This window comes from Streptomyces sp. 840.1, from assembly GCF_003751445.1.
In the GTDB taxonomy this organism is placed as follows: domain Bacteria; phylum Actinomycetota; class Actinomycetes; order Streptomycetales; family Streptomycetaceae; genus Streptomyces.
Genome location: NZ_RJUU01000002.1, coordinates 837838 through 855408, shown reverse-complemented (window position 1 = coordinate 855408; position 17571 = coordinate 837838). Strand labels below are relative to the sequence as shown.

Genomic DNA, 17571 nt, shown 5'->3' with positions numbered 1-17571 from the left:
TCGTGCACGCGGCGGATCGCGCGCGCCGCCGGGTGTGCGTGCCCGAGGCCGGTCCGGATCGCGGCGAAGGGAGCTGACGTGTGGTCCTCCGAGGCCGCTGACGGCCTGCTGGGCGAGTTCCTCGCCGATCCGGCCAACTCGACGCTCGACCTGCCCACGGCCGCGGTGCGCTGCTCGGAGGCGCTGGGGCTGCGGCGCTCCGTGGTCTATCTCTCCGACATCCAGCAGCGGCTGCTGGTCCCGCTGATGCTCAACACCTCGCAGCTCCCCATCGACGGCTCCCTGGCGGGCTGGGCCTACCGGACGCAGTCCCTGCGGGTCGAGGACTCCGGCGCCGGAGAGCTGATCGCCTGGCTGCCCCTCCTGGACGGGGCGGAACGGCTCGGGGTCGTCGCCGTGCACTCCCCGGCCCTGGATCCGGTCACCCTGCGCCGTGCCCGCACGCTGGCCTCGCTGCTCGCCATGATGATCACGTCGAAGCGCTCGTACAAGGACAGCTTCGTGCGGCGCACCCGTACCGAACCCATGCAGTTGCCGGCCGAGATGCTGCGGGCGTTCCTGCCGCCTCGGACCATCGGCACGGCATCGGTCGTCTCGACCGCGGTGCTGGAGCCGGCCTACGAGATCGGCGGGGACGCTTTCGACCACGCGCTGACCGAGACGACGCTGCACGCCGCGATCCTCGACTCCATGGGCCACAATCTCGCGTCCGGACTCGCCACGGCCGTCTCCCTCGCCACGTGCCGCAACGCGCGCCGCACCGGCGCCGACCTGCCTCAGCTCGTCGAGAGCGTCGACACGGCACTGGCGACGTGGCTGCCGGACCAGTTCTGTACCGGCGTCCTGCTCCAGCTGGATCTGGCCGGCGGATTGCTGCGGTGGATCAACTGCGGGCACCCCGCTCCGCTGCTGATCCGGGGGCAGACCCTGGTGGAGGGCGCGATGGAACGCGAGGCGGAACCGCCGATGGGCCTGGTGTCCACGCTGAGCGCCTTCACCCGCGAGGTGCACCGCATCTCCCTGGAGCCCGGGGACCGCGTGCTGCTGTACACCGACGGGGCCACGGAGTCCCGCATGCGCAACGGCACCGAATTCGGGCTGGAGCGCTTCGTCGACTACGTCGTGCGGGCCATGGCCGCCGGCGAGCTGGCGCCGGAGACGCTGCGCCGGCTCATCCACGCGATCCTGGACTCCGGCAGCACGGGACTGCGGGACGACGCGACGATCCTCATGTTCGAGTGGCAGCCGCCCCTCCCCTGATTTCCTGGCCCGGTGAGCGGGCCCCGAGGGCTTCCGCAGAGCTCCGACGAGGGATGTTTGACGCCGCTTCTGTGGGTAGGGGCACAGCGATCGCAGTAGGCAACATTCCGTTGGATACTGGGCAGAACGGCAGATCAAGGAGATTTCCATGTCCTCGAAGCGACGTCGCAAGAAGAAGGCCCGCCGCAAGAACAACGCGAACCACGGCAGCCGTCCGCAGACCTGAGCGCCCATGTGCACCGGGGGTGGCCCGCGCCACCCCCGGACGCGCGCGCGATCACGGTCACCCGCTCGCTTTACCCCTGCGAGGAGCGTCGTGCGGGCCGGCCCACCGCCAGCAGTGCCATGTCGTCGGAGCGGATGCCGGCCGTGTACTGACGTACGTCGTCGACGACCGCGTTGAGCAGGTGGTCCGGGGACGTGAAGGTACGGCCGCCGAGGCGGCCGGCCGGATCGTAGAACACGTCGTCGGCGCCTCGGGCCTCCGACAGCCCGTCCGTGTAGAGCAGGAGCGTGGACCCCGGCGGGAACGCGTAGACGTCCGCCTCCGGCAGGTCCGGGGCGAGGTCGGCCAGGCCCAGGGGAAGCGCGAAGGCGCCGGGAGCCAGCCTGACGGGCTCGCCGTCCCCGCGCAGGAGAAGCGGCTCGGGGTGGCCCCGGTTCAGCACCCGCAGTTCCTCGTTGCCGGCCGGGATCTCCACGAGCAGGCAGGTGGTGAATCCCTCCGCGTCGTCGATGCCGGTGCGGCGCGCCGCCTCACGTGCCAGTGAGCGCTCCAGGCTGTCCATCACCCCGGAGAGGGACGGCTCACGGTCCGCCGCCTCCCAGAACGCTCCGAGGATCACCGAGACGGTCTCGATGGCGCCCAGCCCCTTGCCCCGGACGTCGCCGATGAGGAGCCGTACGCCGTGGGGCGTGGAGAGGGCCGCGTAGAGGTCCCCGCCGATGAGCGCGTCCTCCTGGGCGGCCTCGTAGCGGGCAGCCAGTCTCAGCCCGCCCACCCGTTGCCCGGGGGTCGGGAGCACGGCCCGCTGCGCCGCCTCGGCCACGCCCCGGGCGGAGGCGAGGCGCTCCCGGTCCCGGCGGACGACCCCGTTCAGCAGGACGGCTATCAGAGTGACGAAGACCAGGGTGGCCACTTCGGTGACCAGCGCCCAGACCCCGGTGGTCCCGCCCGCGCTCCCCTTGATCGCGTAGAGCATGGCCACGGCGACCAGCCCGAGGCTGCCGTATAGGACGATGACCGCCCGGGTGAAGAGTGGTGCCGCGATCAGCGGGGCGGCGGCGAAGAAGGGAATCCCCTTGAGCGCGTGCGGTGTGCTGGCCTCGAACGCGACCCCCATCACGACGAGCAGCAGCGGAAGCGCACGGATCAGCCGTCGGACGTTCCGGGACCGGGAGGAATCGGCGGGCGTGCCCCAGGTGCCGTGGGTCCAGTCGTCCATGTGTCCTCCCGGGAGCGGCTGAGCCATTGCCCACTATGCGGGCGGACAGGGCCCCGCGCGAGCGGAGGAACACGTGAGCCGCCGGGGTCAGCCCGGCTTCGGCGGATTGCGGGCGTCGAAGGCGAAGAGGGTGTTCTTGTCCGCGGCCACGATCAGGGCCCGCCCCGCGACGGTCACCCTCGGACTGGCGCCCTGCTCGCCCGTCAGCCCGTCGGCCTGCGGGTCCGTCGACCACAGGGTCCTGCCGTCGGACGGCGCCAGCGCGACCACCCGGCCGGTGGCCGAGCTGAAGTACAGCGCGTCGTCTCCCGCGACGGGGCCCGACGCGCCTTCCACGTTCGTCTGCCGCGACCACTTCTTCCGTCCGGTGGCGGGATCGAACGCGGTGACGAGACCGGTCTGCCCGCTCAGGTAGACGGTGCCGCCGGCCATGCCGAGCGTGCCGTCGTACGTCCTGTCCAGTGAGGAGTACGTGGCCTTGCGGGAGACCGGGTCGACCACTGCGACGCCGTCGTAGCCGGTCAGCTCCGTTCCCTCCTTGTGCTGCCTGAGCAGTACGAGCCGGCCGTGGGCGACGCCCGCCGCGACGACGGGGCCGTTGACCGCGATGGGCCTGCCCAGCGCCCCCGAGGCATCGTCGACGGTGTAGAGGGTGGGATGGCGTACGTCCAGGTCATCCACCTCCGCGTTCCCCGCGCACATCGCCATGAGCCGCGGGCCCACCGTGACCGGAGCACACTGCTTGCCCGCGGGGAACGGCGTCGTCCAGGTGAGATCACCGCTGTGCGCGTCCCTGGCCTCGAAGCGGGAGTTGGAGGCGTCGACCGTCACGACGGCGGAACCGGCCACGACGGCGTCCTCGGTGCGGCCCGTGACGGCCGTGGACTGGGCGCCCGAGGGAACGGACCACAGCTCGCGTCCGCTGTCCGCGTCGAGGGCCACCACTTCGCTGGGCGGGCCCTGCGGGGCGTCCTGGGCGGCGAAACGGTAGCCGAGCACCGTGTCGTCGGTGGCGCCCACCAGGTGCATGCCCTGGACGGGGACGCCCGGACTCTTCGCCGTCCACACGCGCGAACCGTCCAGGGCCCTGATTCGGGTCGCGACGACGCCGCCGCCCCCGCAGAACAGCGCGTCGCCGTGCGCCACGCAACGCAGTTCGTCGGGGATGTCCTCCTGGCCGCCGGGCACGGTCTCTCGCCACGGCCGGAAGCCGGCCGGAAGCGCGGCACCGGGCGCCGCGACGGTGTTGCCCCGGTCGTCGTCGCCGTCCGTGCCGAGGCCGCCCGCGTTCAGTGCGGCGGCTCCGCCGCCGATCGCCGCGACCGCGACAGCGGCCGCGAGCACGGGCCGCCAGCGACGGCGCAGCCGGCGGCCGACGGGTCCGCCCGTGCTCCCCGTGCCGGGACCGGCCGGACCGGCGTCCGGGCCGGACGGCGCTGGGGTGTCACGCGTCGCGAGGTGGTGCTGGGTGATCATGTCGCGGGTGCGGCCCGTCCCTGCCCCGGCCGCCTCGGTCCCGCCGAGGTCGGGCGGCAGGTCCCGCAGCAGCACCAGGAGTTCGTCGGCCGAGGGGCGCCCTTCGGGCTCCTTGCCCAGGCACGACTCGACGACCGCGCGCAGAGCCGTGGGCACGGCGCCCAGCGAGGGCTCCTCGTGCACCACCTGATACGCCGTCATGTAGGGGCTGTCCGCGTCGAAGGGCCCGTGGCCCGTCGCCGAGTACACCAGCAGCGTCCCCAGCGAGAAGACGTCGGAGCGCGGCCCGACCCCGCGCGGCGCCTGGAGCTGTTCCGGCGACATGAAGGGCGGTGTCCCGATGACCCGCCCCGTCATCGTCAGCGTCTGCTGGTCCGCGGCGCGCGAGATGCCGAAGTCGATGACGCGCGGCCCCTCGGGCGAGAGCACGACGTTCGAGGGCTTCAGGTCACGGTGCACGACGCCCACCCGGTGGATGTCGCGCAGCGCCTCCGCCAGCCCGATGGCGAGCCGCCTCAGCTCCGCGCCGTCCAGCGGGCCCTTCTTCGCGATGTGCTGGGCGAGCGTGTCGCCCTCGATGTAGGTCGTCGCCATCCACGGCTGCTCGGCCTCGGGGGCGGCGTCGACCACGGCGGCCGTGAACGCGCCGCTCACCCGCCGGGCCGCCGCGACCTCCTGCCGGAACCGGATACGGAACTCCTCGTCCCCGGCGTACTGCTGGTGGATCAGCTTGATCGCGACAGGCCGCCCCGAACTGGTACGGCCGAGAAAGACCGTGCCCATGCCACCCGAGCCGAGCCGCGCCTCCAGCGGATAACCACCGATCTCGGCTGGATCTCCTCCGCGAAGCGACACTCTTCCCGACCTCCCGTCCCCCGTGCACCTCTGCCACCACGGGCCCGCGTACCTGTGCTGCTACAAACTAGTCGCACGGTGGCCCGTCGGAGCAAAGCGGGGGGACGAAAGGGGAGCTCAGAGCTGCTTCACACCCGGTTCCTGGTGCGACGGGAGCGCATCACCAGCCCGGCCTTCAGCAGCAGACCGGCACCGGCCAGCCCGGCACCTCCGGCCAGCAGCGTCGTCCCCGCCCCGGTGTCGGCGAGGTGACCGCCACCGTGCTGGGGGCCGTCGTGACCCGGCCCGGGGTGCGGCGCGGGGCTTGGGGAGTGCGTCGGGGTGGGGGTGGGCCGGTGACAGCCCTTGCCCTCGTGGCACGGGGGCGGCCGGTGACAGCCCCTGCCGTCGTGGCAGGGGGGCGGCCTGTGACAGCCCTTGCCGTCGTGGCACGGGGGCGGCCGGTGACAGCCCTTGCCGTGACACGGTTCCTCGCCCTTGACCGGGAGGGTGACGTTGTCGGGCGGCGAGGTGACTTCGGCCTCGCCGGCCCGGCCCCGCGCGGTGGCGGTGTTGGTGACGGAACCCTGGGCCGCGTCCTCGTCCGTGACGGTGTACGTGCCGGTGCAGGTAGTGCTGTCACCCTCCTGGCCCGCCGGGGCAAGTGTCGTCGTACCGCACGTCACGGCGCTCACCCGGTCGTCGGTGACAGCGATGCCGGTGAGCTGCTCGGGTCCGGTGTTGGTGACGGTGTAGGTGTAGGTGACCTCGTCGCCAGCCCGGTACTCGCGGGTGTCGTCGGCCGACTTCTCCAGCCTCAGGCCGGGACCGGAGCGAACAGGCAGGGTGACGTCGTCGGGTGGTGACACGACCGGGGTCCCACCGTCCTTGCCCTGTGCGGTGGCGGTGTTCGTGACGGAACCGGCCGTGCCGTCGGCGTCGGTGACGGTGTACGTACCGGTACAGGTCATCGTCTCGCCCACACCGAGCGTGGTCCGGGGGCAGCTGATGTCCGTGACCCGGTCGTCGGTCACGTTCACGTCGGTCAGCGGGACGTTCCCGCTGTTGGTGGCCACGTACTCGTACGGGACCCTTGCGCCCGGGGTCAGCGGGAGGGCTAGCGGCGGCTCCTGGGACACCTGCTTGACCAGGTTCAGCTGGGGCAGCGCGGCCGCCGGGTGAACGGTGAGGTTACGGAGCAGGTGGACGTCGGTGAAGAGGCCGGTCGACGCGGCGAACCCGAACTTGTAGGTGTCCGGCACGGGCTGGGGCGCCGGAGCCGACAGCACCTGCCTGCTGCCGTTGCCGTCATGGAAATCGACCGCCACCATGATCACCGGATCGGGGGCCGGGGAGATCTCCACGGTCACGGTGCGGCGCGACGGCTCCAGCAGCGCCTCCGCCTCCTCCGGGGTGGAGCCGGGCGGGATCGAGACCGTGGGTCCGTGCAGCTGCCCCGGCAGGGTGGAGGGCCAGGGCCCCGTCGTCGAGTGGTTGCTGGTGGTGGCGTCGAGGAAGCAGTAGCCCTCCGTGCCGTCCCCCGGCCCCCGCAGCGTCACCATGTTCTGCCCCGGTGCGGGGACGCGGAAGGAGGTGCCGGCCGGTGACCGGGTGGCGCAGCCGTTGCCCCGGTGCTCCCAGTCCCCGAAGTAGTTGCCGAGAACGTCCAGACCGACCCCGAGGTACCCCCGGTCCACACCCGGCAGGAACGTCCGGCCCGGGTCGTCGTCGGGGAGCTTCTGTGCGTATCCGAGGCTGCCGCCGAAGGCTCCCGGCGAGGTCAGTGACGCCGCTCCGTCGATGAGGAAGAAGGAGATGCCGTCGGCGGGAGGGCTGGTCGTTCCGCCGTACTGCCACTGGTCGAAGCTGGTGACCAGCCCCTGGTTGGCAGGCAGCGCGTGGTTGTAGAGCACCGCCGCCGACTGGTCGTTCGACGCGTCGGTCAGGCGCAGGTAGCCCTTCGGTGCCGCGTTGTCCGGTGGCACCGGACCGGTCGCACCGGCGGGGCATCCCGCGAGCGGATGCGTCCCGGGGCCGGTGGCCGGGGACTGCGGCGCCCCGGTCAGGCACGCGGGGCCGAACGCCTCGAACCCCGCCTGCGCACCGGCTCCGGTGAACGTCTCGTCGACCAGCGGTACGCCTACGGGCTGAGCGGCGGCCGGCTGTCCCGGCAGACCCAGCCCGGCGGCCGCCATGGCGAGCACACCGAGCCCTGTCGCGGCCCATCGTCTCGCCGAAGTACGCCCGGTACCGGTGCGCGTCGCACGGAATGCTCTCAGACTCATACCGAGCAAAGTACGTAAATAGTAAGATCTCTGGCATATGACATACCCCGGGGTTCCGCTCCGCCACTCAACTGGTTGCACGTACGCGCTCCGCACCGCGTCCACCGGGACGGCGGGAGCTGCGCGAGGGTCCGGGCCGGAACCGGGCCCGGACCCCTCCGCGCGTTCAGCTGTAGTAGGCGATCTTCCCGTCGAGGACCTCGATGGCCCGGCGCAGCGCTAACACCCGCTGCTCCAGCTCGGCACGGTGCCCGCGCAGGAAGGCGACCCGGTCCTGCGCGGGATGCTCGGCGCGCAGGATGGCGACGAAACCCCGCAGGTCCGCGATGCCGAGGCCGGCGTCACGGAAGCAGGTGACCAGGCCGATCCAGAAGATGTCGTCCTCGCTGTACTCCCTGCGTCCGCCGCTGGAGCGCCGGATCGGGCCGATGAGCCCTTCGCGTTCGTAGTAGCGCAGGGTGTCGATGGAGACGCCGGAGCGGTCGGCGGCTGTCGCCGGGGTGAGGGCGGTGGTCATGCAACTCCCTTTCCGTCCGCTCGCTATCGCGCCTGCGCGAAGCGCTCCATGTGCTCGTCACCGAGCTGTACCCGGCGGGCGGCCAGTGCCTGCTCGATCTGCTCGACCCGGCTCACGCCGACGATGGGGTCGATGCCCTGCCGCATCAGCCAGGCGAGGACGACCTGGTTCCGCGAGGCCGAGACCTCGTCGGCCACGTCGCCCAGGACCGAGAGCACCCGGGCGTTCCCGGGGTGGTCGTAGGTCTGCGGCAGCGGCTTGTCCGCACGCACGTAGGAACCCCACAGCAGCGAGCTGTACGACCACACGGTGAGCCCCCGTGCCTGCGCGAGGTCCAGGTCGTCGGCGGTGAGCAGACGGTGGCCGCCCTCCGCGAGAGGGGTGAGGGGGCGGGGCTGGACGAGGGAGTGGCGCAACTGGAGGGCCGTCCACGGCTCCACGCCCTGCTCCTGTGCGAGTGACCGGGCGCGCTCGACCCGCCATGCCGCGTGGTTCGCCGCCCCGACGCGCAGCGCCGTTCCCTTGGCGACCAGTTCGCCGAAGGCTCCGACCGTCTCCTCCAACGGCACTTCGCGGTCCTCCGCGTGGGCCCAGAGCATGTCGACGTGGTCGACCCCCAGCCGCCCCAGGCTCCCGTCGAACCCGGTGCGGACGGCGTCGGCGGAGAGTCCCTCGGCGCTCTGCGGCCAGGAGTGCGCCACGAGCGGGTTCTGCCGGACCTTCGTCGCGATGCGTACCGCGTCGCGCGCACCGGGACGGGCCCGGAGCCATGCGCCGATGACCCTCTCGCTGGCGCCGCCGACGCCGCTGGGGTCGGCCCAGAAGGAGTAGCAGTTGGCGGTGTCGAGCCAGACACCGCCGCCGGCGACGAAGGCGTCGAGGATCGCGAAGGACTCGTCGGTTCCGACTTGGGTGCCGAATCCCATGGTGCCGAGAATGATCTGAGGGGCTGTGGTGTTCATGCCCTCCACTCTCGGATCTGGAGCGCGCTCCAGGTCAAGCGTCTTCGGGAAAAAGTTTCGGGACGCCGCCTCCCAGGGGCCAGGCCTCGATGTCTCCGTAGCGGATCGGTACGGTGCCGCGCCCCGCGTTGCTGCCCACCAGGTGCAGATGTTCGGCCGGCCACGGGCTGCCGGCGAATCCGGTGAGCCGGGCGGCGAGATCGGCTGCCGAGGACCGGTCGTCCCGTCGCGCGCGGGCCAGCGTCAGATGGGGGCGCAGCGGCCGGTCCTCGAACGCGATGCCGCAGTTCCTGACCACGGTACGTACGTCGGCGGCGAGCGTCTGGAGCCCGTCCAGGTCCCCGCCGATACCGCTCCACAGCACACGGTCGTCGAACGTGCCGCTGCCGCGCAGAGCCAGTGGGAGGGGCCGGCGGGCCGCCGCGAGGCCGGCCAGCGGCGGGCGCAGCAGCGGAACGGTGGAGACGGGGAGCTCCCCGAGGAACGCCAGGGTGATGTGCCAGTCCTCGATGCGGTTCCACCGCAGGTGGGGGTGGGTGCCGTAGGCGGGGCTGAGTTCCCGGGCGAGTTCGTCCTTCGCGTGGTCGGGCGGGGCCAGGGCGATGAACACGCGAACGGTCGCGGGCTGGGTCTGTTCGTTCACACCGGTCTTCGTACCGCATGGCGGCCGGTTGAGGCGAAAGCGCCTCGGCCGGCGACCGGACCGGCGCGCTGTCCGGCCTTCCGCGCGAACCGGGTTCACGCGGTCAGAGTCTCTCCGTCAGCAGCTCGTGGACCGTCGCGATGAACGGGTCGCTCCGGTGCACCCGCCGGGTGCACATGGCCGCCACCGCGGTAGCCGTGTCCGGTCGGAAGCCGAGGAACACCTGCTGCCCGAGCGTGGCCCCCGCGTGGAAGAGGACCGGCCCGCGCGGCGACGGATGGCGAAACCAGGTCAGCGTGTGCGTGTGGGCGTGCCCGAGTCCGCGCCGCAGCAGCGGGCGTTGTACGTCGGCGAGTGCGGCGGCCGGCAGGGGCGTGGGCGCGGCGGTTGCCGGGAGATGCGCCTCCAGGAACGCGAGGAGGTCCGGCGGCGTCGCCCGGACCGCTCCGGCGGCGCTGAAGCCGCCGGTGTCCAGCGCGGGCAGCGGCCCGCCGTCCCTCCGGTGTCCCACGGCGTCACCGCCGGCCGGCGCCCCGGGGCGCAGCCGCGTACCGTCCAGTCCGAGCGGGTCCAGGACCTCCTGCTGGAGCAGCGCCTCCCAGGACATGCCGGTGGCGGCGGCCAGGGTGTGCCCCAGTACGGAGACCGCGAAGTTCGAGTAGTGCCAGCGGGTGCCGGGCCGGTGGCGCGGGCGGGCGCGGAGGAAGGCGCGGACGACCCGGTCGGCCGGGTAGCCGCTGTAGGGCGCGGTGGACCAACGCGGCAGCGCCTGCGGGTAGAAGTCGACCGGCAGCGCGCGCAGGCCCGAGGTGTGGGTGATCAGATGGCGCAGGGTGATGGCGCCCACGGCGGGATGCACAGGATGGCCCGGGGCCAGCAGTCCGGCCGCCCGGTCCTCGTAGCTCAGGCGGCCCTGGGCGACGAGCGAGGCGAGCAGCAGCCCGGTGAAGGGCTTGGACGCGGAGCCGAGCTCGTAGCGGAGCAGGCCGCTCGGCGCTTCGGCCTGCGGCCGGCCCTCGGCGAGCTGGAAGGTGCGGCGCCCCTCGTGGCTGAGTGCGATCACGAGGTCGGGTGCATCGATGGTGCGGGCGGCCTCGGTGAGGAGCCGGGCCCGCTCGCCCTCGTCCTCGCCCTGGGGAGGACGGCCGGCGGGGGCCCGGCGGACGTCCTGCGGGGCCGTCACGCGGGGGCCGGCTCGGTGAGGTCCGACAGGGCGCGGGACAGGGCCAGGGCCGAGGCGAACGCCGCCACCAGCGTGGGGTGGTAGACGAGGTCGAAGACGGACTCCTCGTCGCCCTCCGGCATGGCGCCCATCACGGGCATCGCGCCGTCCGCCTGCTGGGCCCCGGCGAATCCCGCCCAGGCGGCCGGGTCCAGGGTCGGTTCCGGCAGGCAGGCATCGACGACGAGCAGTTCGCCCAGCAGGTCCCAGCGGCCCAGATCGAGCCAGTCGTCCAGCCACACGGGCAGCCAGAGCGCCAGGTAGTCCGCGACGTCTGCGGGCAGCCCGGCCGGGTTGGCTCCCCAGTCGGTCAGGTGGAAGACCGTGTGGGTGATGTCGTAGCCGATGTTGCCCTCGACGGTCCACGGCTCGGGCCGCCGCGACAGCCAGGTGCGCCCGTACGCCTCGTCGACCGGCACGCTCGGCTCCAGCCCGAAGCGGCGCTCCATGGCGCTGAGTCCGAGGCGGCGCACCGGCACGACCTCCAGCGCGCCCCAGCTGCTCAGCCGGTGGTTCAGCCGGACGGCGGCCTCCAGGGCCGGCTGCTGGAACCCCAGCTCCCGGAACGGTACGTAGACCTCCATCGGAACGGGGCACAGCGGTTCGCGCCGCTGGCCGTCGACCAGCCGGCTCCCCGACCCCAGCAGTTCGTGCCAGGCGTGGTCCAGGAGCTTGCGCGCCAGGGCGGCCTGCTTGGACCCGGCGACCCCCTCGCGGAAGATGACCTTGCTGATGAGGGCCAGTTCGCCGAGCGGCTTGAACCGGTCCAGGACGCCCACCTCGGGCGGCGGGTCGTCGTCCAGCCGGAAGCCCGCCCGGTGGTCGTACAGCCATCCCAGGGCCCGCGCGCCCACGTCATGGATCTGCTGGATGCCGCTCATGCGGCAGCTCCCTTCGTGCGGCCGGTACGGCTCATACGGCGGCCCCGGTGTCCGCTGCCGGGCCGTCCGCCCGGTGCGCGGTGAGGCGCTTGAGGCACAGTGCGGCGGCGAAGGCGGTCACCAGGGTGGAGTGGTAGCAGGCGAGGAACGGGTACGGGTCCGGCTCCGGGCCACCGGGTCCGGCCGTCTCCGGACTCTCCGGCACCGGGATCAGCGGACCCGTCTCCGGCACCGCGCCGCTCGGGGCCTGCGCGGTGGCGAGCGCGGGCCATGCCGCGTCCAGCAGGGCGGTGGGCGGCGGTCCCGGCAGGGCCGCGGCTACCGCGAGCAGCTCGCCGGTCAGGTCCCACTGCCGGCTCTCCAGACAGCCGTCGATCCAGGGCGGCAGCCAGGCCCGCAGATAGGCGTCGATGTCGGCGGGCATCCGCTCGGGGACGCAGCACCAGTCCGTGATGTGGAAGACGGTGTGGGTCAGCGCGTAGCCGGAGGGCCCCTCGAACATCCACGGTTCGGACAGCCCGCCCAGCCAGGTGCGCGCCAGGACCGCACCGGCGTCGGCGTGCGGGGCGGCGCCGACCCGCCGCTCCGAGTTGATCAGGCCGAGCTCCCGGTTGGCGTGCTGCTCGGTGTGGGCCCAGCCCCTGGTCGAGGAGAGCGTGCCGGCCAGGCGCTCGAAGCCCTCGTTGCGCAGGCCGTGTCCGGCGAAGGCCGCGTAGATCTCGTACGGGTACGCGGCGAAGGGTTCGCCGCGCAGCAGCTCCAGCAGCAGGTCTCCGGCGCGCACCTGCTCCCACGCGAACGCGATGAGGTCCCCGGCCGTCCCGTGTTCCGGGGTGCCGGGCTCGGTGCTGCGGCGGATCGTGGTGCAGAGCTGGGCCAGTTCGCCGAGGGGTTTGAGTGTGCTGTTGACCTGGGTGTGCGGCTCCAGCACGTCCGGGGGGAGCACAAAGCCCGTTCGGTGGGCGTCGGCCCAGCCGAGCGCCTGCCGCAGGACGCGGGGCAGGACGGCCAGCGCCGCGCCCGCGGTACTGCCCGGCGCGGTGGCCGCCGGAGCCGTCACCGCGCCCGCTCCTCGGCCATCAGCCGGGCGACCCGCACATGCAGCGCGACGCGGGGGTCCGCGCCGCCCATCAGCTCGACGAAGTCGAGTCCGCGGTCCAGCCCCAGGCTGTCGGGCCTGCCGTCGAGCACGGCCAGCCAGCGTCCGGCGCCTGCGGCCTGAAGCCAGTTGCGCCGCCGCACCGCGCGCACGAACCCCCGGGACAGGTCCACGACCCGGTGTGCGGCGGCCCGGTGCACGGCCGACGACGCGGCCGGCACGGCGAGCGGTGCCAGCACGGAGAGCTGATGGGTGAAGGCCTGCCAGGGGGCTCCTTCGAGCCACGCCGCATCCGGCTCACCACTGCCGGGAGCGGTGACCGCGGGCTGCCCGGGGGCGGCGGCCGGGGCCGTCCGGTGCAGGGCGGAGATCATGCCCCAGTGACTCCAGGCCGTGGCGTCGGAGGCGTCGGGCCGGGGCGGGAACTCCCGCACGGCACGGTGGAACACGGCGACGTCCCCGGGATGCGGATTGTGCCCGTACAGCACACTGGGCAGAAGCAGATCGGCTCCGATGACGCGTACCGCGGCAATTCCTGTCCTGTTGTCCTCGTCGATTCCGGCCGCGCCGCAAACCGTGGCGAGGTGGTCCCCGCTCCGAAGAGCGAGGACCACCTCTGTTGCCAGGTCATGCACGGCACCCTCAAGGGGAGACGAGGCATGTGTCTGGTCCATTTGCTGCCGACTAGCCCTTCTTCGGGCGCGGGGTCGGCGGCGAGAGCAGCAGCGCGGAGCCGCCGCCGAGGAGCGCGAGGTACGCGCACTCGCGGGAGTCGCGGTAGAAGCCTTCGGCCTCGCCCGGGTTGAGCGCCGCGTCGAGGTCGAGCTCGATGTCAGTGGCAGTGGTTTCCGTGGTGTACATGGGTGTTGCCCCGTCCTGTTGGGAAGTGGGGTTGCCGTACGTACCGAGTGAAATACATGGAATGTAAAGCCGCAAATCGGGCGGCTCGGGGAGTGAATTCACAATTCAATTGAATGATGAATTCACCAACCCCCAGAACGGCGCTGAACTGGGAAAACACCCATTTCATCCACTCGTACGGCGGGTGGTACATGGGGCGTATTCAACTCGCGCGGGGCTGTACGTCCGGGACGGAAGTTCTCGGCAATTCAAATAAAGCAGAAGGCCGGTCCCGGACGCCCGACGACGGCACCGATCCCGCCCCGGCGCCCTACCGGACCGGTCCGACAATCGACGGGCGACCGAGGTCGGCTCCCGCCGCGTTCGGCGCCCTCCCCGGCCAGGACCTTCCGTCCGGATGCGCAGTCGGAGGTCACCGTCACGCGTTCCACACTTCTCGGCCCGTTGGCGGTTCCGCCCCCGCTCCCACCGCAGCAATCCTGGCGACCTCGCCCGCCTCGGCGGCTCCGGCGGACAAACCGCAGATGCTCAGCCCCTGGACCCGGACCAGCGCGCGTCACGACTTCGGCTACCGCACCTACAGGGCCGCAGGCACCTTCTCCGCCAGCCAGGCGCGTTTCGACGACATGCCGCACGACGGCCTCAAGCGGGTCTGCGCCAACCACTCCGGCGCCGGCCCCGCCTCCCGCAAGGCCCTGGCCCGGACGTACTACGACGCGGTCGACAAGCTCGGCCCGGCCGACGCCCTGGTGGGCTGATACCGGCCGCGTCCGCTGAGCGGACACGGCCGCCCGGATGCCGTCTTGACGGTGCGCCGTCAAGCGTCGACGATCGGGCACGCACCGCGCCCCTTGCCGCCCCCCGTGGGGAGGTGCGCGCGGCCAGTTCCACACCCGATCCCTTCGCGCGTACGGAACCCGGAGCCCTCACATGACTCTCGCCTTCCCCAGACGCACGGCCGTGGCAGCAGCGGCCTCCCTCGCACTCGCCGCCCTCCTCGCTCCCGCTGTCCCCGCATCCGCGGCCCCGTCGTCCGCCGCCGTCCTCGCGGCCCCGGACATCCCGGTCGCCAACGTCAAGGCGCACCTCGCCCAGCTGCAGTCCATCGCCACCGCCAACGGCGGCAACCGCGCCCACGGCAGGGCCGGTTACAAGGCTTCCATCGACTACGTGAAGGCCAAACTCGACGCCGCCGGATTCACCACCACACTCCAGACGTTCACCTCCAGCGGGTCCACCGGGTACAACCTGATCGCCGACTGGCCCGGCGGCGACGCGAGCCAGGTCCTGATGACCGGCGCGCACCTCGACTCCGTCACGGCCGGTCCGGGGATCAACGACAACGGCTCCGGGTCGGCCGCGGTCCTGGAGACCGCCCTCGCCGTCTCGAGGGCCGGCTACCAGCCCTCGAAACACCTGCGCTTCGCCTGGTGGGGAGCGGAAGAGCTCGGCATGGTCGGATCGACGTACTACGTCAACCACCTCGCCACGGCCGACCGCGCGAAGATCACCGGGTATCTGAACTTCGACATGATCGGCTCGCCCAATCCCGGCTACTTCGTGTACGACGACGACCCCACGATCGAGAAGACGTTCAAGGACTACTACGCCGGAATCTCGATACCGACCGAGATCGAGACGGAGGGCGACGGCCGATCCGACCACGCGCCGTTCAAGAACGCCGGCATACCCGTCGGCGGTCTCTTCTCCGGGGCCGACTACACCAAGACCGCGGCCCAGGCGCAGAAGTGGGGCGGCACCTCCGGCCTGGCCTTCGACCGGTGCTACCACGCGTCCTGCGACACCTCCGCCAACATCAACGACACGGCGCTCGACCGGAACAGCGACGCGATCGCCTACGCGGTCTGGGCCCTGTCCGCTGCGACCACTCCGCCGCCCTCCGGCACCGTCTTCGAGAACACCGCAGACGTGGCCGTACCTGACAACGGTGCGGCCGTGACATCGCCCGTCTCCGCCACCGGCCTCACCGGCAACGCACCCGCCACGCTCAAGGCGAGCGTCGACATCAAGCACACCTTCCGCGGCGATCTGGTTGTCGACCTCCTCGCGCCCGACGGCTCCGCGTACCGGCTCAAGAGCTCCAGCTCCAGCGACTCCGCGGACAACGTGATCGCCACGTACACGGTCAACGCGTCGAGCGAGGCCGCCAACGGTACGTGGAAGCTGCGAGTCCAGGATGTGGCAGCACAGGACACCGGCTACATCGACAGCTGGAAACTGACCTTCTGACGTGAACGTGCGGCACACGGTGATCGCACCGTGCGCCGCACGTACGGTCCCGTGGGATCAACCGCCGCACATGTGCCCGTAGTCGAAGCGAGCCACGACCTTCGCCGTGTTGGGCGAGACGAGCCGACGACACACCGCCGACAACCGACCCACCAGGCGCGGACCGACCCGGCCCGGCAACAGCCGATTCCATTCTTTGCCGCCGGCCAGAAGCAATGGTTGGCGTGTACCACAAGCAGACGAAGGACCTTCCGACAGCCTTCGGAGCCCATGCGGCAGCTGCGAGCGCTGCCCAGTCGGTGCGGCCGGGCTTTGCCCCTACAGTCCCACCGAAGTGACTCACGCGGCCATGCCTAGCCGAGGAAGCTCAGCCGCACCTGCCGGTTGGCGTTGTCGACATTCGTGTCCACCAAACTCCGTTAAGGCAACTCCGAGGATATCTGGCCATCCGGTACCTACAGCCGCCTGTGCAACGTGTAACACTCCGCTCCCCCGCTGCTTGTGATAATCAACCACAGTTCATGGCGGGTGACGCACCGTGGTCCTCCGCAGCACTGCAAGCCAGACCAGGTGTCATCCAGCCGTGCAGCAGTTTTCTCGCAGGACCGGAACAGGGCATCCACCCACGCGGTTCCGGGCGGCGGAACGAAGTAGTAACCACCGCCGATGGTGAGGCTGTACTTCGCCACGGCCTCACCGGCGAGCCGCTTCTGCACCGCCTCGAATCCCTTCGCCAGGTCCCGCTGGAAGCAGGAAAAGATCAGCCCGGAGTCCCCGTTGCCACGGTCGTAGCTGTACCCACGTCGTACCATCGGTGGCGGATTGCGCCGGTCAGGGGCCGCGAGGCGCACATGCGAGTCCAGTGACGTGACCTTGCCCGTGGGGTCCGCAGCAAAGTCGGACTGCTCGCCGTTCGGCGTGCCGTAGAGCCAACGTCCGCCCCTGCGGCGGCCAATGATCCGCTCCTGTTCAGGAACCGGGTCTTTGTCCCACAGCTCAGTCGCCAGCCGGATGACGCGTACGACTTGGTAGCTGCCACCGACGGCCCATCCGACTTCGCCCTGGTCTTCGCGGACCAGGGCACGGTCGAGAACGCCGCGGGCGCCGTCCGGGTTGCCGAAGCGCTCGGTGAAGTGGAATGGATTGCGGGCGAGGCCCCGTAGTCCACGGTCCTACGCGGCTCCGGTGAGCACTCCCAGCAAGGCCAGCCCTACGAGGAAAGGACTCGGCGCGGGGCGCTGCACAGCCCCAACGCCACCTCGATCGCCTCCTGTCGCGGGGCCGGCAACCGGACGGCGGAACCCACCATGTGCCCACAGAGCTGCTGGAGGCCGGCATAGGCGAGCTCCATCCCGGCCTGTGAGGCGACGATGCGCTCGGTGCGGACGTGTGGGGCCGCCTGTGCCGTGAGGCGGTTCAAGAGCGCCGTCTTGCCGATTCCGGCCTCGCCGGAGACGACCAGCACCCCACTGCGGCCGGCGCGAGCCCGGTCCACCAGTGTGTGCAGCCGCGCGAACTCGTCGCGCCGCCCCCACAACGGTGCGATATCGGGCATGATATCCGCCTTCGCCGGAGACTACCGCCCGGCAATATCTTCGTCCACGCATCCTATCGGAGCAGTACCCTGGGCCGCCCGGCGTTGCGCTGCTGTGTGCACGGTAACGCTGCAATCCGACACGGAACAGGTCACCATCCGCTCCGAAGGCACGGGTGCTCGGCTATCCGTCGGCCTCCAGTTTCGGGTCGCCCCGTTTCCGTAGGGGACCACGCCTAGAGCCTCGATCTCTCTCCCCCCGAAACCATCGAGGTCCCCTTCCCGACATGCCGGGAAGGGGA

General features: G+C 71.6%; 16 protein-coding genes and 1 pseudogene. 4 read left to right on the top strand and 13 right to left on the bottom strand.

Annotated features, from left to right (window positions below):
- The first annotated feature begins 78 nt into the window (after window positions 1-78).
- Complete coding sequence (locus tag EDD93_RS30045) at window positions 79-1260, top strand: PP2C family protein-serine/threonine phosphatase (protein ID WP_260255994.1); 1182 nt, start codon at window positions 79-81, stop codon at window positions 1258-1260.
- A 296-nt stretch (window positions 1261-1556) separates the two neighbouring features.
- Here the strand turns inward: EDD93_RS30045 and EDD93_RS30040 are convergent, their stop codons facing one another.
- The 11 genes from EDD93_RS30040 to EDD93_RS39740 all read right to left on the bottom strand — a co-directional run bounded on the left by EDD93_RS30040 (window position 1557) and on the right by EDD93_RS39740 (window position 13485).
- Window positions 1557-2705, bottom strand: a complete 1149-nt coding sequence (locus EDD93_RS30040) for a PP2C family protein-serine/threonine phosphatase (protein WP_123528629.1) — start codon at window positions 2703-2705, stop codon at window positions 1557-1559.
- Window positions 2706-2792: 87 nt separating this feature from the next.
- Window positions 2793-5036 (bottom strand): serine/threonine-protein kinase, encoded by a 2244-nt coding sequence (locus tag EDD93_RS30035; protein WP_123528628.1) that lies wholly within the window; start codon window positions 5034-5036, stop codon window positions 2793-2795.
- Between the two features lie 128 nt (window positions 5037-5164).
- Window positions 5165-7300 (bottom strand): lectin-like domain-containing protein, encoded by a 2136-nt coding sequence (locus tag EDD93_RS30030; RefSeq protein WP_123528627.1) that lies wholly within the window; start codon window positions 7298-7300, stop codon window positions 5165-5167.
- A gap of 166 nt (window positions 7301-7466) precedes the next feature.
- On the bottom strand, window positions 7467-7817 hold the full coding sequence (locus EDD93_RS30025; RefSeq protein WP_123528626.1) for a MerR family transcriptional regulator: 351 nt from the start codon (window positions 7815-7817) through the stop codon (window positions 7467-7469).
- A 23-nt stretch (window positions 7818-7840) separates the two neighbouring features.
- Complete coding sequence (locus EDD93_RS30020) at window positions 7841-8779, bottom strand: aldo/keto reductase (protein WP_123528625.1); 939 nt, start codon at window positions 8777-8779, stop codon at window positions 7841-7843.
- A gap of 34 nt (window positions 8780-8813) precedes the next feature.
- The gene (gene thpR, locus EDD93_RS30015; RefSeq protein WP_123528624.1) at window positions 8814-9422 is read right to left on the bottom strand and encodes an RNA 2',3'-cyclic phosphodiesterase; all 609 of its coding nucleotides are present in this window, start codon (window positions 9420-9422) and stop codon (window positions 8814-8816) included.
- A gap of 103 nt (window positions 9423-9525) precedes the next feature.
- Complete coding sequence (locus tag EDD93_RS40460; protein WP_260255993.1) at window positions 9526-10605, bottom strand: serine hydrolase; 1080 nt, start codon at window positions 10603-10605, stop codon at window positions 9526-9528.
- The gene (locus EDD93_RS40455; protein WP_260255992.1) at window positions 10602-11525 is read right to left on the bottom strand and encodes a DUF6895 family protein; all 924 of its coding nucleotides are present in this window, start codon (window positions 11523-11525) and stop codon (window positions 10602-10604) included. The genes EDD93_RS40460 and EDD93_RS40455 overlap by 4 nt, the downstream gene beginning before the upstream one ends.
- Window positions 11526-11556: 31 nt before the next feature.
- Complete coding sequence (locus tag EDD93_RS30005; protein ID WP_123528623.1) at window positions 11557-12585, bottom strand: DUF6895 family protein; 1029 nt, start codon at window positions 12583-12585, stop codon at window positions 11557-11559.
- The gene (locus tag EDD93_RS30000) at window positions 12582-13298 is read right to left on the bottom strand and encodes a hypothetical protein (protein WP_123528622.1); all 717 of its coding nucleotides are present in this window, start codon (window positions 13296-13298) and stop codon (window positions 12582-12584) included. The genes EDD93_RS30005 and EDD93_RS30000 overlap by 4 nt, the downstream gene beginning before the upstream one ends.
- A gap of 10 nt (window positions 13299-13308) precedes the next feature.
- Window positions 13309-13485, bottom strand: coding sequence for a hypothetical protein (locus EDD93_RS39740; RefSeq protein ID WP_185092565.1), 177 nt, complete (start codon window positions 13483-13485; stop codon window positions 13309-13311).
- 476 nt (window positions 13486-13961) lie between these two features.
- Here EDD93_RS39740 and EDD93_RS29995 point away from each other — a divergent pair, with 476 nt between their 5' ends.
- Both EDD93_RS29995 and EDD93_RS29990 read left to right on the top strand, forming a co-directional pair.
- On the top strand, window positions 13962-14243 hold the full coding sequence (locus EDD93_RS29995) for a phospholipase (protein ID WP_260256038.1): 282 nt from the start codon (window positions 13962-13964) through the stop codon (window positions 14241-14243).
- Between the two features lie 172 nt (window positions 14244-14415).
- A complete protein-coding gene (locus tag EDD93_RS29990) occupies window positions 14416-15735 on the top strand; it encodes a M28 family peptidase (protein ID WP_123528620.1) in 1320 nt (439 codons plus the stop codon).
- A 455-nt stretch (window positions 15736-16190) separates the two neighbouring features.
- Here the strand turns inward: EDD93_RS29990 and EDD93_RS29985 are convergent.
- Window positions 16191-16826 (bottom strand): annotated as a pseudogene (locus tag EDD93_RS29985) (Dyp-type peroxidase); the annotation flags it as partial.
- Between EDD93_RS29985 and EDD93_RS40450 the strand changes: the two are divergent.
- On the top strand, window positions 16761-16898 hold the full coding sequence (locus EDD93_RS40450) for a hypothetical protein (protein WP_260255991.1): 138 nt from the start codon (window positions 16761-16763) through the stop codon (window positions 16896-16898). The pseudogene EDD93_RS29985 and the gene EDD93_RS40450 overlap by 66 nt on opposite strands.
- A 47-nt stretch (window positions 16899-16945) precedes the next feature.
- On the opposite strand, the gene EDD93_RS29980 is transcribed toward EDD93_RS40450, so the two are convergent.
- Entirely contained in the window at window positions 16946-17290 is a 345-nt protein-coding gene (locus EDD93_RS29980; protein ID WP_260255990.1) for an ATP-binding protein, read from the bottom strand.
- Between the last annotated feature and the right edge of the window lie 281 nt (window positions 17291-17571).

What these genes read in the sequence shown, in the direction of transcription:
- EDD93_RS30040 (WP_123528629.1), bottom strand. Translation starts at nt 2,705, where the DNA reads ATGGACGACTGGACCCACGGCACCTGGGGCACGCCCGCCGATTCCTCC.
- EDD93_RS30030 (WP_123528627.1), bottom strand. Translation starts at nt 7,300, where the DNA reads ATGAGTCTGAGAGCATTCCGTGCGACGCGCACCGGTACCGGGCGTACT.
- EDD93_RS30025 (WP_123528626.1), bottom strand. Translation starts at nt 7,817, where the DNA reads ATGACCACCGCCCTCACCCCGGCGACAGCCGCCGACCGCTCCGGCGTC.
- EDD93_RS30020 (WP_123528625.1), bottom strand. Translation starts at nt 8,779, where the DNA reads ATGAACACCACAGCCCCTCAGATCATTCTCGGCACCATGGGATTCGGC.
- EDD93_RS40455 (WP_260255992.1), bottom strand. Translation starts at nt 11,525, where the DNA reads ATGAGCGGCATCCAGCAGATCCATGACGTGGGCGCGCGGGCCCTGGGA.
- EDD93_RS30000 (WP_123528622.1), bottom strand. Translation starts at nt 13,298, where the DNA reads ATGGACCAGACACATGCCTCGTCTCCCCTTGAGGGTGCCGTGCATGAC.
- EDD93_RS39740 (WP_185092565.1), bottom strand. Translation starts at nt 13,485, where the DNA reads ATGTACACCACGGAAACCACTGCCACTGACATCGAGCTCGACCTCGAC.
- EDD93_RS29990 (WP_123528620.1), top strand. Translation starts at nt 14,416, where the DNA reads ATGACTCTCGCCTTCCCCAGACGCACGGCCGTGGCAGCAGCGGCCTCC.
- EDD93_RS29980 (WP_260255990.1), bottom strand. Translation starts at nt 17,290, where the DNA reads ATGCCCGATATCGCACCGTTGTGGGGGCGGCGCGACGAGTTCGCGCGG.